Source organism: Psychrobium sp. nBUS_13, assembly GCF_051201665.1.
In the GTDB taxonomy this organism is placed as follows: domain Bacteria; phylum Pseudomonadota; class Gammaproteobacteria; order Enterobacterales; family Psychrobiaceae; genus Psychrobium.
This window is the reverse complement of sequence record NZ_CP179210.1, coordinates 1821306-1837911: the sequence shown is the minus strand read 5'-3', so window position 1 is coordinate 1837911 and position 16606 is coordinate 1821306. Positions and strand designations below refer to the sequence as shown.

The 16606-nt window shown below is 40.5% G+C and carries 8 protein-coding genes; all 8 read right to left on the bottom strand.

Annotated features, from left to right (window positions below):
• Window positions 1-122 precede the first annotated feature (122 nt).
• Entirely contained in the window at window positions 123-1133 is a 1011-nt protein-coding gene (gene pyrD / locus ACMAZF_RS08400) for a quinone-dependent dihydroorotate dehydrogenase (RefSeq protein WP_435276920.1), read from the bottom strand.
• A gap of 290 nt (window positions 1134-1423) precedes the next feature.
• The gene (locus ACMAZF_RS08395) at window positions 1424-6271 is read right to left on the bottom strand and encodes an NAD-glutamate dehydrogenase (protein WP_435276919.1); all 4848 of its coding nucleotides are present in this window, start codon (window positions 6269-6271) and stop codon (window positions 1424-1426) included.
• 279 nt (window positions 6272-6550) lie between these two features.
• Window positions 6551-8860 carry an efflux RND transporter permease subunit gene (locus tag ACMAZF_RS08390; RefSeq protein WP_435276918.1) on the bottom strand — a complete coding sequence of 770 codons (2310 nt, stop codon included), beginning with the start codon at window positions 8858-8860 and terminating at the stop codon, window positions 6551-6553.
• Between the two features lie 6 nt (window positions 8861-8866).
• A complete protein-coding gene (locus ACMAZF_RS08385; protein WP_435276917.1) occupies window positions 8867-9913 on the bottom strand; it encodes a WD40/YVTN/BNR-like repeat-containing protein in 1047 nt (348 codons plus the stop codon).
• A 78-nt stretch (window positions 9914-9991) separates the two neighbouring features.
• Window positions 9992-11347 (bottom strand): DUF1329 domain-containing protein, encoded by a 1356-nt coding sequence (locus ACMAZF_RS08380; protein ID WP_435276916.1) that lies wholly within the window; start codon window positions 11345-11347, stop codon window positions 9992-9994.
• Window positions 11348-11362: 15 nt separating this feature from the next.
• Window positions 11363-13420: a DUF1302 domain-containing protein gene (locus ACMAZF_RS08375; RefSeq protein WP_435276915.1), complete on the bottom strand. Its 2058-nt coding sequence runs from the start codon at window positions 13418-13420 to the stop codon at window positions 11363-11365.
• Between the two features lie 318 nt (window positions 13421-13738).
• The gene (locus ACMAZF_RS08370; RefSeq protein WP_435276914.1) at window positions 13739-13960 is read right to left on the bottom strand and encodes a DUF2835 domain-containing protein; all 222 of its coding nucleotides are present in this window, start codon (window positions 13958-13960) and stop codon (window positions 13739-13741) included.
• A 13-nt stretch (window positions 13961-13973) separates the two neighbouring features.
• Window positions 13974-16568 (bottom strand): aminopeptidase N, encoded by a 2595-nt coding sequence (gene pepN, locus ACMAZF_RS08365; protein WP_435276913.1) that lies wholly within the window; start codon window positions 16566-16568, stop codon window positions 13974-13976.
• Between the last annotated feature and the right edge of the window lie 38 nt (window positions 16569-16606).

Below are 16606 nucleotides of genomic sequence, written 5' to 3'. Positions count from 1 at the left end.
AATATCAAAAATCAACGACTTTGGTTAATTTTTTTACATTAAAATACAAAAACTTAGCGACCAAAAAAAAGGATCCTAACAAGCGATCAGGATCCCTCTCTCGATCGCTTATATATTTGACGTTAACGAGCGTTAACCAAGTCTTTGATTAATTGAGGCCCTTGGTAAATAAAACCACTATAAACTTGGATCAATGATGCACCAGCTGCAAATTTTTCAGCGCCTGATGCTGCAGAATCGATCCCACCAACACCAATGATAGGTAATTTTCCATTTATCTCTTGATTGAGTAATTTAACAACTTCAGTTGATTTTTGAGCTACTGGACGTCCGCTTAGCCCACCAGCTTCACTTCCATAAGTCGAGTTCTCAACGCCCTCACGAGACAACGTTGTATTTGTCGCAATAACACCATCAACGTTGTGACGCACCAAACTATCCGCAATTTGAATCACTTCTTCATGGCTTAAGTCAGGTGCTATTTTTAACAATAATGGCACTTGTTTATTATGTTGAATCGCTAATGCCGCTTGGCGTTCTTTTAATGATTTTAATAAATCATCTAATGCATCACCGTATTGTAAGCTACGTAAACCAGGCGTATTTGGCGATGAAATATTTACCGTAATGTATGATGCATGTTGGTAGACTTTATCCATACAAATTAAGTAATCGTCTTTGCCATTTTCAACAGGCGTATCAAAGTTTTTACCAATATTGATGCCAAGCACACCATTTGATTGTCTGTTCTCAACATTATTTACCAAGTAATCAACACCGTGATTATTAAAGCCCATACGATTTATAATAGCCTGTTGTTCTTTTAGGCGGAAAATTCGCGGTTTTTCATTACCATCTTGCGCACGAGGCGTCACTGTACCCACTTCAACAAAACCAAAACCCATTTTGTCGAATGCGTCTATGCATTCGCCATTCTTGTCAAGACCTGCAGCTAACCCAACAGGGTTCTTAAAATCAATACCCATGACATTGACCGGTTTGTTTGGCAGGTTTTGAGCATATGCGCAGGCTAGCGGTGTGTTCGCTGAATGTTTTAAAAATGAGATCGCCATTTCATGAGCACGCTCAGGATCGAGTTGAAACATTAGTTTTTGCGACAATGAAAAAAACATGGGATCTCCAATATAAAAAGAATGATAAGGATAAACTTCATGAAATTTATGCCTATCAACCCTTATACCAATTGCATTAAATATTTGCCCACTTGTACTTGTTAAAATTAACTAAAATGGCGTTGCTCTCAATCCTAATAGCCAGCTATTAGTCAATCGAGCGCCTTGTTTTAGCTGATTTTCTCTACGCACAACAAGATCACTTACTTAATGCAATTGGTATTAGAATTCACTAAGTTAGTAACATAAAAAAGCCCGGCATTGACCGGGCTCTTAAAAATTGCGCTATATTATAACGCTAAAGTCGCATTATGGCTCAATAAATTTAATTCTCGTAGTGCTACTGAGAATTTAGCAAATTCATGCGTTTTACTTGCTTTAAAATCAGCGAGTAAATGCACCCAACGATTTAATAGTTTTTCGTTATCGTTTAGCCATTTAGCTACGATATCTTCACAACCATCTTTGCTTGAACAACCTTTTAATACCGTTGTTGTTAACGCGCGTTGTTGCCAATCAAGCTCTTCCCTAAACGAAGCTCTTGCCAGCGCTTGCCAATGGTTTGCTACTGGCTGTGCTGAAATTTGGTCTAAGAACCAATGCAGTTCAACTTCATCACCAAGTTTGAAGTAGATTTGCGCAACTAAACACAGATCCATATCAGCTTCTTGAGCAACTTGAGCGATATCCATTGCCGAGAACATAGTCGACGCTTTACATACCATTTCACTGATTTGTTTTGGCACGCCTTGTTTAATCATGTCATCGATTTTAGCTTTAATAAACTTAGCATCACTAGCAACCAATAGATCAAACATGTTTTCGTTAAGCACATTAAATTTAGGCTTGTAGAATTCGATTGTTTCTTCAATGGATTTAGACGTATCACGATTACGTAAGAACCAACGTGTTACACGGCGAATACTGCGGCGTGTTTCGTACAATAGCTTCGTTTGAACTTTTGCATCAAGCTTGTTATTCAACGCGTCAATGGCTTCAAATACTTCACGTAAACCGAAGACTTCACTTGCAATAGAATAACAATGAGCAATTTCATCAACCGTTGCGCCAGTTTCATCCGTCATGCGGTGAACAAAGTTCAAGCCCATGTCATCAACCAACTTATTGGCTAACTGAGTAGCAATAATTTCACGACGCAGAGGATGGTTTTCCATATCTGACGCATAGCGCTCTTGCAGAACTTTAGGGAAAGCAGCAGGCAATAAGCGAGAATGGAAGCTGTTGTCAGTTATTTCATCAATAACTAATTGCTCTTTGAGTACCATTTTTCCGTAAGCTAACAATACTGCTAACTCAGGACGTGTAAAGCCACGGTTGTCTGCTTGGCGTTCTGCTAACTCTTCATCACTTGGTAAAAACTCAAGTGCGCGATCAAGACTTCCGGCTTTTTCTAAACCATGCATGAAGCGAATCTGCTCTTTAAGCATGTTCGCACCACCATGATTACTAATCGATAGTGATTGTGTTTGACGATTATGGTTATCAATTACAATATCGCCAACTTCGTCTGTCATTGAATAAAGCAGCTCGTTACGTTGTTTCACAGTTAAATCACCATGAGCAACCAAGCTATTAAGTAAAATTTTGATGTTTACTTCATTATCCGAACAATCTACGCCACCCACGTTATCGATAAAGTCAGTATTCATACGGCCGCCAGCCGCGCAATATTCAATACGACCAAGTTGGGTACAACCTAGGTTACCACCCTCACCGATAATTTTAGCTTGCATCTCACTGCCATTGATACGCAGTGCGTCATTGGCACGATCGCCAACATCAGCATGGCTTTCGCTTGAACCTTTAAGATAAGTACCGATACCGCCGTTCCAGAACAAATCAACGTTCATGCGTAATACCGCTTTGATTAATTCATTAGGCGTTAGGCTTGCTTTCTTAATGCCTAGCATCTTTTTAATTTCTGGCGTTAGGCTAATAGATTTAGCGCTACGAGAGAAAATACCACCGCCTTTAGAAATTAAATCAGTGTTGTAATCGTCCCACGATGAACGTGGTAAATTAAATAGACGGTCACGCTCTACCCAGCTTTTAGCGGCATCTGGCGTTGGATCGATAAAGATGTGCATGTGGTTGAATGCAACTTGTAAACAGGTGTGTTTTGACAACAACATACCGTTACCGAATACATCACCCGCCATGTCACCAACAGCAATACAAGTAAAGTCAGTGTTCTGACAATCAATACCTATTTCGCGGAAATGACGCTTAACAGATTCCCAGCCACCACGAGCTGTGATGCCCATTTTCTTATGGTCGTAACCAACACTACCGCCTGACGCGAATGCATCGCCCAGCCAGAAGTTATATTCTTCAGAAATTCCATTAGCGATATCGGAGAAGGTTGCTGTACCTTTATCGGCAGCAACAACTAAGTACGGATCATCTTCATCATGACGTACCACAGATTTTGGTGGAATAAGCTCACCATCAACAATGTTGTCTGTGATATCTAATAACGCGCGAATGAAAATCTTGTAACACTCTTGTCCTTCAGTAAAGAACGCTTCACGACCGCCCGTTGTTGGTAATCTCTTACAAACAAAACCGCCTTTCGCCCCTACTGGCACAATAACCGTATTTTTAACTTGCTGTGCTTTAACTAAGCCCAATACTTCAGTTCGGAAATCTTCACGACGATCAGACCAACGTAAACCACCACGTGCGACTTTGCCACCACGTAAATGTACACCTTCAACACGCGGCGAATACACAAAGATTTCAAACTTGGGTAATGGCAGCGGAATTTCAGGAATCATTTCAGGACGAACCTTAAATGACATATAAGGTTTCGTTGAGCCATCTTCACTTGGTTGGAAGAAGTTAGTACGAATCGTCGCTAAAACCATGTCTAGGTAACGACGAATAATTCGGTCGTCATCTAAGTTGGCAACTAGGTCTAAACGATCGATAATATCGTCTTGAATTTTGGTGAGTTTCTTTTCACTAAATTTAGCACTTGGATCGAATTTTAATGTAAACAGTTCGATAATTAATTTAGCGATTTCAGGGTAACGCCCCATTGTCTCTTCGATATAACTTTGGTTAAAAGTACTACCGATTTGACGCATGTACTTAGCATATGCTCGTAAAATAGTGATCTTACGGCCTGTTAAATTAGTCGCCAGTAATAACTTATTAAACCCATCGTCCTCTAACTCACCTGACCATACTTGAGCAAATGCGTTTTGGAAGATATTTTGTACTTCATTAATGTCGAAGTTGTTGTCACCTGTATGCAGCATTTGGAAATCTAGAACCCAAGCTGAATGACCGCCTTCTAAAATTAACTCGTACGGACGCTCGCCAACGATTCTTAAACCGAAGTTTTCAAGCATTGGTAACACATCAGATAAATGAAGTGGCTCGTCTAAGCTAAACAATTTCAATCGAACTTGTTTACTGCCCTTCTTCATTTCTTGTGGACGATAGAAAATCATCCCTAAATTGTGATCGTCGTTTAATGTTTCGAGGGTCGCAATATCAACAACAGCAACGCCAGGTAATACATCAGTTTTATAGCTCTGGCTAAAGGCTTTGTTGTACTTATTACTGAGTGCTTTAGCAATAGATTCGCCATGATGCGCAACTAATGCATTCTCTAGCTTATCTTCCCATGAACGAGCGGCTTCAATTAAATCGTTTTCGATGGCTTTCACGCTAATTTCCGGTTTGTGGTTAGGTTTTAACTGCACAATATAATGTGTACGCGCCAGATTTGATTCTGAGAAGAAGGTCGTAAATGCAACTTTTTCATCTGATTCAAAGTGACGTGCTAATACTTCTTGCGTTTTCTTACGCAGCGCCGTGTTGTAACGCTCTCTTGCCATGTAAACAACACACGAATAAAAGCGGCCAAAACTGTCTTCGCGAACGACTAACTTAACGCAATCACGCTCTTCTAGTTTCAATACAGATACACACGTCGCTAACAATTCAGCTTCAGTGGCTTGAATTAATTCATCACGTGGATAGGTTTCTAAGAAATGCTGCATCGCTTTAAAGTCATGACTACCTTTGCTGTAGTTAGACAATTCAGTAATGCGTTGTAGTTTGTCACCAAGGTATGGGATTTGAAAAACGCTGTTATTGTAGATACTAGAGCCATATAAACCGATGAAGCGATCTTCACCGACAACACGTCCAGCTTTATCAAAGCGCTTAATACCAATGTAATCTGTTTTTGTTGGGCGGTGGACGCGACAGATTGTATTGCTTTTGGTCAATAGCATTAATTTGTCAGATGTTGCTTCACGCTGCGCACCAAAGGTAAGACTTGATAATAACTTAGGCTTGCTCTCTTGCGAGTTAAGCATCATACCAAGACTAGTACTTGAATCGGCCATCAATTCAATATCACCTTCAACCGCGTTTAGCGAATATGAACGATAACCAAGTAAGGTAAAGTTACCTTCATAAATCCACTGCAAGAAATTTAACGTCTCTTCCAATTCACGTTTGGGACCAGGAAAAGGTGCCTTAGCTAAACCGTCAATAACGTCTTTTAATTTACCACGCATCGGTTTCCAGTCTTGTACCGATAAAGTAACTTCTTCAAGTACATTCACTAGTTCTTGTTGTACTTGCGCCAATACTTCTTCAGACTCCAAACGATCTATTTCCAAAAGGAAAATAGTTATATCTTCTGTTTGTTCTTTTTTATTTTTTAAACTAGCGAGGGAATTAACATTACCTTGGCCATCACGAGAAACACTAATTGGGTAGTGTAGTGATAAGTGGCTGTTAATGTTTAGACGTTTAAGAGCCATGTTGACAGAATCTACTAAGAACGGCATATCTGCATGCACAATTTCTATAATAGTTTTCGTCGGCTGCCAACCATGACGAGAAAGAATTGGGTTATACACCTTAACCACTTGCTCATAAGGCTTACGTTCGTTTAACGCTCCCCATAAGCTCAATGCAGCGCCATATAGGTCACTATCACTTCGCACCGCAATATCATCTTCCGAGATATCGCCATAAATTATTTTAGTAAATGATTTAACAAGCGGGGCTAATTCTTCGCCTACGTTGTCGTCGATCATGCGTGCCACGTTTTCCAATAGTACAGAGGAATTTGCATCTTTTAATGCCATAGTCTCGATTCCTTTAATTAACTGGTTAGTTATTGTTCTAAGCTCTGGACTTCAGACCAAGCATCCTGCCTTGATCCATATATTTTTGTTTTAGTTAAGCTAGTCTATTATTAAAGACTATAAATTTCGAGTAATTTTTTCATAAAAAACAACTCGTAACACCAGTTAATTCAAGGCCTAGACAATTTCAAGCACAATGAGTGAATGGTTATGCAAAAGACAAAAAAAAAGACCATAAAATGGCCTTTTTTTAACGACAAATTACGAATTTTTAACAGCTCATTTACCTTGTTTGAACCACAATAAATTAGCTAAAGCAGGTAAAACGATAATTGCGCCCAACATATTCACTAAAAACATAAAAGTAAGCAAAATACCCATGTCCATTTGGAACTTAAGATCAGAGAAGAACCAAGTACTCACGCCAATAGCCAATGTCACACCAGTAAATATTACCGCCGTACCACGCTCTTTAAGTGCCATCATATAGGATTGCTGAACGGTTAGTCCTTGGCTCAGGCCTTGGTTCATTGTCGCAAGGATATATATCCCGTAATCAACCCCAATACCCACTCCTAACGCGATTACCGGTAACGTCGATACCGTTAACCCGATATTAAGGAATGTCATCAGTGCTTGCGCCAACGTAGACACAACAAATAGAGGAACAACTACCGAAATAGTGGCACGTAACGACCTAAAGCTTAGAAGACACAACGCGATCACCGCACCATAGACGTACATCATCATTGGCGTTTGCGCCGCTTCGACAGCTTCATTGGTTGCAGCCATAACGCCGACTGGTCCGGATGCCAATTTAAACTTCAGCGTATCAGTATCTAATAATGACGCTTGATGCTTAGCTTCTGCGACAACACGTTCGATTGTATTTGCTTTATGATCTTCTAAAAACAGCAAGATCTGCATGTTGTCACATTTAGCGTTGAGCAAACCTGTCGTCGTCGGCACTTGCGAAATCGATTGTACTAAGGTTGCTTGCGTACGTGACAATGTTCGCCATTTAGGGTTGCCTTCATTAAAACCACCGTTAACGGTTTTTACCACACTCGATAGACTAATCGCTGATTGAACACCTTTAACATTTTCCATTTGCCACTGAAATTTGTCCATCGTTGCTAATGTCGTGTAATCCGTACAAGAATCCGCTTGGCCTTCAACAATAATCGACATGACATCGGTAGTGATTGAAAATCGCTCGGTAATCAGTGCTGTATCTTGATTGTAACGGGACCATTGATGCAGCGCTGCAGCGCCTGCTTCTAGGTCGCCGACTTTCATTTTTTGTGCTTGAAAGTGACCAGCAACAAATAATACAGCGGTTAACGACACCACCACTATCGCAGCTTTACGAGATGCGAACATCGCTAATAGCGTCCACAGTTTTTCAAGGGCCGGATTCGGCTCACTTTCTCGTGGATTAATTTTAACGTCGCGATAGGAGATTAATACCGGCAATAAAACCAGATTGGTAAAAATAATTACGCCAACACCCAAACTCGCGGAAATAGCTAACTCACGAATAATTCCAATATCAATTGAGAGCAGCGTTATGAAACCGATAGTATCTGATAATAGTGCAACACCACCTGGAATTAACAGCGCACAACATGTCGCTGCAGCCGCTTCTTTAGAGCCCAGTCCCGTCAGCATTTTCTTTTTAACGCCATTAACCACTTGAACACTGTGGCTAACACCGACTGCAAAAACGAGAAATGGAACTAAAATTGACATTGGGTCTAAACCAAAACCTAATAGTGTCAGCAATCCCATTTGCCAAACAACGGCAATGAGAGAACAAACTAAAGGTAGCACAGTCAATATCCAACACCGCGAAAACAAATAGACCATTATCGCCGTAATCAACAGAGCGACAATAAAAAACAACACAACGCCCTTTGCGCCTTCAGCGACATCCCCCGCCATCTTGGCAAAACCAATAATGTGAATATCAATATTATCGTTTAATAGCTTCCCTCTTAAATCATTCTCCAACTGTTCAGCAAACACGAGCGTTTCAAGTCTTTCACCCGTTTCAGGGTTAAAATCTAGTAACTTTGCTGACACCATCGCTGAAGAATAATCGTTAGATACTAATCGACCAACAATACCTGCTTTTTCAACGTTGCTTTTTACGATATCTAATCCGCGCGCATCTGCAACAAAGTCTGCTGGAATAACAGGACCGCCAGCAAATCCGTCTTCAACCACTTCGGTGAACCGTGTAGACGGTGAATACAGTGATTTAACTGAGGTTCTGTCTATACCAGGAATAAAGTAAAGTTGGTCGTGAACCTGCTTGAGATCATTAAAAAATGATTCACTAAATACATTGCCATCTTTAGCACGTACCGCCACCATAATACTGTTAGCGCCGCCAAAATCTTTAGCGTGTTTGGTATACGTTTGCATATATTCGTGATTTAACGGAATATTCTTGGTAAACGCTGCATCCATTTTAAGTTGAGATGCTTGAAACAATAAAAACAACGTAACTAAGGCAAAGAACGCAACCACAAATCGGCGGTGGCGAAAGATAAATTGTTCTACAAAAAACACCAGTTTATTCATGTTGACCTACTTCGAACCCTTGATTACATTTAAACCTTTACTGCCAGCTAGCCAAACTTGGTCTTGAATTTGATGAATATCCATCAAATCCTGTCCTTTTTGTAAACGATGCTGAGTAAAATTAACGCCATCATCTTTTGAAATTAATAACGTACCGTTATTTTGCGCCGCTAAAACATCGCCATTTTTCAATTGATAAATGTCATTGATGCTGTTGCTATTGCCAAGATCGACTTTTGACCAATTTATACCGTTATCAGTTGAACGAAACATGTTGCCACGTAAGCCGCCGACTAAAATCGCACCAGAGGACAACTGAGCTCCTGTGAAGAAAGAGCCTTCATAGACATTTTCAATACGTTGCCAACTCTTTCCTAAGTCACTAGAAAATGCGATTAAACCCAATTCACCGACCAACATCAGACGCTGGCCTTTTAATTCAATCATCTTATTGAAATGCGGCAATATTGATGCGATTTCAGATTGATAATCTTCTTCGCTTTCTTCTCGCACTTCCGCTAGATATTCGACATCGTCTTCAGGAAGGAGGCTTTGCAAGAATTGTTTGGTCCATGTTTTACCACCATCAACGGTTCCATAAAACATACCGTAAGCGCCAATTGCAAAGCCCTGACTTTCACTGACAAAATCGACGTCAAGTAAAGGACGATCTAACGCAGGGATTTGCAGTTGGATTTCCCAAGAACTACCGCCATCGACTGTGTGCAGAATAGTTGCATCGTGACCCACACTCCATCCATTTTTTTCGCCAAAAAACTCAACATCAGTAAGCAATACATCGGTTGGCACCAAAACCTGTGACCAATCAGCTTTGCTATCGCTGGCCAACACATGACCGCGCGCACCTACCGCAATCATCTGTTGTCCATTATTTGCAATAGCCATAACGGGTGCATGTTTTGCTAACACAGCTGCTTGAGATGTAAACACCTGTTTAACTTCTTGCGTAGCTTCTGTAGCACTAGCCAGTGACCATGTACCTGTCATACCTGCTAGTACTAACCCGAACATTAATTTATTTGTTTTAAACAACTTTTTAATCCTCAATAAAAACTAAAGCCGGCATATAGCCGGCTTCACTTTTATCTTTAAAATTCGAACACTAACAAATTATCTACCGGCACGACGTAAAGCCGATTTAGTGAATTTTTTATCTGTTAATTTCGCATCAAAATTATACATTTTACTATGGTTATCTAAGCCTTGTGCTAAATAACGACGTGATTGTAAATCGTAGTAAACGTCTAATGTTGACCAAGACGCTGGTAACTCATAGTAGTTTAGCTCATGTGCCATCGCTACGCGGTATAATTCATCACGGTTATCGTAGATATCCGCAACTGACACCTGCCAGTTATCTTCATCGATGAAAAATACACGTTTTTTATATGTATGACGCATGCCTTCTTTCAAGGTCGCTTCTACTTGCCATACACGATGTTTCTCGTAGCGTACGTAATCTTGATTAATATGACCTGGTTTAATTAAGTCATCATAATCCAAACCTTTCGCATGCAGCTTATAAGAGTTGTATGGAATATACACTTCTTTTTTACCGATTAACTTCCAGTTGTAACGTGATGGTGAACCATTGTACATATCGAAATCATCGGTGGTACGCAGACCATCAGTCGCTGTACCCGGCGTATCAAATGCAATATTTGGCGCTAAGCGCACGCGACGTTGTCCCGTATTATACGTCCAAGCTTTACGTGGCTCGCTGTCTTGGTTTAGTGTTTCATGAACCAATAATGCGGTTCCCGCTAAACGTGCTGGCTGAGTGGTAACTTGCTTAAACTTAAACACGATATTGTCATCGGCCAGTTTATCAGCTGTCATACCCGGTTCAGTGTATTTAAACAAAATGCTGTTTTTCATTTCCATCATGGTGTAATCACCCGATGCTGTCGGCGCAACTTGCGCCGACACAATTTCTGCTTTTTCACCACGGTAACGAGTAATGTGATTCCAAATTACTTCTAAGCCCGTTGTAGGTATTGGAAATGGAACTCCCAACACTGCATTACTAATACCATTACCACCAAGAATTAACTCAGCTTTAGTTGCATTATCAGCAATCGCGTCGTAAACATTCTGCGGCATTGATGCACTTCGACGAGTTGGGTAAACATGCATTTTAAACGTATCAGGATACGTTTTAAAAAGCTTAATTTGTCCAGGGGTTAAGTTGTCTTTGTACTGTTCTACGTTCTTAGCCGTGATAGTAAAAGACACTTTATCAGCTGCAAATGGATCTGGATGGTGATCACCTTTTGAGTAACCAGCTACTGGCTTAGTGATACCGCCAGTCCACGCAGGAATCGAACCGTCCGCATTTCCGGCACGTGTCGCGCCTACAGGGGTTAGTTCTTTTTTCAGCTTAGCCGCTTCTTCGCTAGTAACCGCAGCATTTGCTTGCGCGCTAAGAGCAAGTGTCATTGCCGTAATAAGGGTTAATTTTTTCATATTATTGTGCACCCGTTAGATTGAATATTTAATGCTAAATGATACGAAGTCTTTATCTTCCATGGTATTGATGGTGCCTTTACCACCCCAGAAAGAGTTATAACCAAATGATGCAGTCCAACGATTTTGATATTCAAAATCTACAGAAGCAGCCATTGATTTAGAGCCTTCAGTAAATAGGAAAATTGGGTCAGGTGTAATACCTTTCACGTCATGTGAGAACACCAATTTAACTGACGCGTTTACACCGTCAAATACGTTGTTATGGTCTGTTTTAGCCACTAAACGGTAGCCCCAAGCAAAATCAGTTGGGAAAGGATTAGTTTCTGGACCATTGTGAATTAATTGAATAATACCCGGCATATCTGGATTACCACCAGAACGCGCCGTGTTAGGACCATTTAGACGTAGAACGTCTTGGTCTGGCATATCATGAATCCAAACCGCACCAAACTCACCAAATAATGTTAGGTTATCAGCACCTAAAGTAGGACCAAACAAGTGTGCAAGGTTAAACTGAGCTTGAGTTGTATCAACCAAAACGTAACCGTTTGCTAGTGCACCTGGTGGTACAGAATCGCCTTCTTTAAATGGGTAGGTTAGACCTTCCATTTGCGAAATTCCGTCTAAATCAGGACGTAAGCCAGCATTCGCTAATTGTTGTGGCATCGCAGCAAACAATAATTCTACATCATCTATTTGTAGCGCTTCGTCTTGACGATGAGAAACTTCACCAGCAAAAGATGTTTCACCCAATACTGTATTGAAGCTTAAACCATAAAGTTTAATGTCTTCAGGGAAGACTATTTTTGCTTTTGTAAAGGTATCTAGCTCTTCTAATGTATCGTAATCTACATTGCCAGCAGCTGCGCCAAGCACTCCAAGATCATGTTGAATAGCGGCTGCAGTGAAGTTAGACGCTTGCCCCGAAATTAATGGGCGACGACTGTGATAGTTCATGTAGTAAAACGCAAGTTCTGCGGTATCAAATTGATACGCGAATTTAAGACCGTATTGACCACCATCTTCTGGTTTGATGTCATTACTTCTAATTGCTACTTTTGTTGGATACGCCAACATCAACTCACCAAGCGTTGCCGCAGGTACTTGACCTGAAGTTACCATGCCACTCAGTTTGTTTAACTCAGAAATTAAGAAGTCACCATCAATATCAGGGTTACCATTGAATCCTAATTGGATCGCACTATATTGACCGCCACCGGCAACAAAGTCATTTGATGCAAAGTAGGTACCGGCAGCAGGAACCACAGTTCCTTGCCATTCATATTGATAGTACGCTTCCATCGATAAGTTTTCAGTTAAGCCCGCAGAAACCCACGCCATGCCTTGTGGAATAAAGGCTTCTTTTAGCTCAGCGCCAGGTGTGCGTAGCCGACCTAAATCAACTGCGTTAATCGTTGAAATACCATGTGAAATTAATGCGCTTTCACCCCAGCTAATTACCTGCTGACCAATACGGAACGATACTGGTGTCTCACCAAAGTCCCAATCAGCAGAAAAGTATGCATCTAATAAACGAATGTCTGAACAAAAGCGTTCATCAGCCGTTTTATCACGACAAAGATCAATACCACGATCTTGACCATCAATTTGTAGCTCACGCTTATAATCAGGGTTGCCATCTAATGCGAAATCATGAAAGTACATACCACGAATAAATACACCGTAGTTTTCATAACGTAAATCAAGTTCATGCAAGCCCTTGACGACTTGGCTAAATGCATCGCCTTTTGACCAAGCGAGGTTTGCTAAATCACCATTACTTGAATACGAGCCATCTTGGGCAAATAATTCTGATGAGATATATTTGGTATTACCAAATGCAGTATAACCAGACCAATCTAATCCATTGTTTGGATTATTAACGATACCTACTTGATTATCAAAATCGCGTTTCTCAACACGCCAAGAGCTACCATATGAGAAAGTAGAGTTAAAACTACCTTCGATATCGCCCCAGTTGAAAGTTACTGCTTGCGCACTGGGTGCAGTTAGCGCTGCCATTGCAGCTCCTATACCGACGGCTAGCACGGATTTTTTAAACACGTTCATGTAGCTTTCTCCACTTTCCATTTAGGATTATTGTTATTTTTTATTTATGTTAATTATTTCACTAACATAATCAGCTAACACTAATTTTTACAGCAAATAAACGCACCCTGCAACTGATGTTTTGATTGATTTATCTAAAGTTTTCTAAGAAATAGAGCAAAAAACCTAACCCGACATTTAAAAAAAAATGCAGCGTTCTCTATTTATCAAGAAAACGCGATATATTCATCGTTAAAGCATTGTTATAAAAGAGTAAAATAATTCACTCTCGTTTAATTGCCATGCCGCTAATTCGCACTATCGTTTAAAGTAAATACTCTAATAAATTCTATTAAGTGTGATAAATTTTCCATCAACTTGCGTAATCAGCTCAAATTTTCCGAAAATACCGTCGCGCGTTAAAAATTGTCGAAAGTGTTTCGCCGGTATATCAATTCGCCTTCCGACCTCATCGACCACCTGCACAGTATCAATTTGCCCCTGATAAAAAGGTAAAAAACGCTCATAACTCACATTAAGAGAAAAATAATATTTGTTCATAACTCTATCGCACTTATTGACTTAAACTTAATGTAACTTTTTCAAGCAAGTCTTTAGAAAGCGTTGGTAACTTAGCTAAGGTAGTTAACTCAGATTTCATTAGCGCACTTCGCGTTTCATCAAACTTGTGCCATGACAATAGCGGTGTGACTAAACGTGCCGCTATTTGTGGATTAATGTCATTAAGTTTGATCAATTGCTGCGTTAAATAGCGATAGCCACTGCCATCAATCTGGTGAAATTTTTTTGCGTTCCCCTGCGCAAAAGCACCAATCAAGCTGCGTACTCGGTTCGGATTTTGCCAACTAAAACTCGGTTGATTCATCGCGTCAATAACTCTCTCTATTGCATCGCTTGCCGGCCATTGGCCAATGGTCATAAACCACTTATCCATCACTAATCCGTTCTCGCTCCATCGGCTAGAAAATATATCAGATAACGATTCAAAACTCGGTAGTTGATATTGGCAAGCAAGCGTTAATGCATTAATCGACTCTGTCATTTCTTTTGCATCAGCAAATTGCTGTGCAATTTCACCGTCCATGTATTCGACGCTTTCAGGCGTTGCTGGCGCGCATAAATAACTCATCAGCACCATTTTTAAAGAACGCAGAGCGCTAGACGTTGATGTAGCCAGCGGCAATTCTTCAACACAACGCTCATAACGTAATCGCAACGCATCATGACAATGAAGTGCTATCTGTTGTTTAACGAATTGTTTCGCTGCTAATAACCCATCAACATTAATGGGGGTTTCTAGTTCAAACAGAGCCATATCCGCTGGCAATTCTAGAGCTAATGCAATGAGCGCTGGATCGCTGTCATTGTCATTCAATACAATGTTCACAGCAACGAGCAATTGATCGTCGATACTCATAGTAATTTGTTTGCTATTTTCTAAAATCACTTTCGTTAATAATTGCTGTGCACTATCCCAACGCGAGATGTCATTACGGCTATAAGATAAGATATGCACTAAGTCATCAGCAGTTTGAGTGTCTTTAAGTTTTATCGGCGCTGAAAAATCACCAAGCAATACTGCAGTGGTGCCTTGTTCAATATCATCAAAAGTAAATGATTGCTCGGTATCAATTAACTCAAGCGTACGAGGACTATTTTTACCTGACAAAATTTCGCCTGTAGGGCTGATCAACTCAATGTTGATCGGAATGTGTAACGGCGAATTATCACTATTACCTGTAAACTCTTGCTCTAAGGTTAGCGTCAATTGACGACGTCGCGCGTCATAAGATTGAGTTGATGTAACAATGGGGGTGCCTTTTTGTTGATACCAACGTTTAAACTGAGCCAAATCGACGCCAGATCCCGTAGCCATTGCATTGACAAAATCATCACAAGTAACAGCCATGCCATCAAATTGCGAAACGTATTCACGCATGCCGGCTTGAAATCTATCTTCTCCAAGTAATGTATGAATCATACGGATAACTTCGGCGCCCTTGTTATACACTGTCACCGTATAGAAGTTATTCATTTCCATAACCGCCTCAGGGCGGATAGGATGCGCCATCGGGCTAGCATCTTCGCTAAATTGATGAGAGCGAATGACTTTAACCGCATCAATACGATTAACAGCACGAGAGCCTAAATCAGAGCTAAATTCCTGATCGCGAAAAACAGTCAACCCTTCTTTTAAACTCAACTGGAACCAATCGCGACAGGTAATTCTATTTCCTGTCCAATTGTGAAAGTACTCATGACCAATAACCGATTCAATACCATGAAAATCTTTATCTGTTGCACTTTCCTTATCCGCCAATACATATTTACTGTTAAAGACGTTGAGCCCTTTATTCTCCATGGCCCCCATATTAAAGAAATCAACAGCAACAACCATATAAATATCTAAGTCATATTCAAGGCCAAAACGTTCTTCATCCCACTTCATCGAACGTTGCAATGCACCAAGAGCGTAAGTCGCTTTTTCTTTATTTCCTTTATCTACGAAAAATTCTAGTGCGACTTTGCGCCCTGATCTAGTTTCGTATTCCCCCGTCAATAAATCAAAATCTCCCGCGACTAACGCGAAAAGGTACGCTGGTTTTTTATGGGGATCTTGCCAAGTTGCAAAATGGCGATTTCCGTCGAGTTCACCACTATCAATTTTGTTACCGTTACTTAATAAAAACGGATACTTATCACGATCTGCAATGACTTTTGTCGTATAGATCGCCATCACATCAGGGCGATCAAGATAATAAGTTATACGTCGAAAGCCCTGTGCTTCACATTGCGTACAAAATGCATCGCCAGCGATATATAACCCTTCAAGTTTTGTATTCTCGCTTGGGTTGATTTGCGTAACAATTGTTAATTCAAACGTCTCAGGTACCTCTTCGATGAGCAGCATATTATCTTCAAGCCTATACTCCCCTGCTTCAAGTGCGTGCTGATTAATACTCACCGACAACAATTCTAAATCTTCACCGTCAAGTTTTAACGGCGCGCCTGCACGTTGACATGTGACGTTTGATATTGCGGTCACTACAGTTGCTGTTTCGTTGAGCTCAAACTCAAGTCCGATGTCGCTAATTAAATAATCTGGTGTTGTGTAATCTTTTAAATATTGTGTTGTATCTTGAGACATAACCTTCCCTTGAAAATGATTGGGCATAAAAAAAGCCT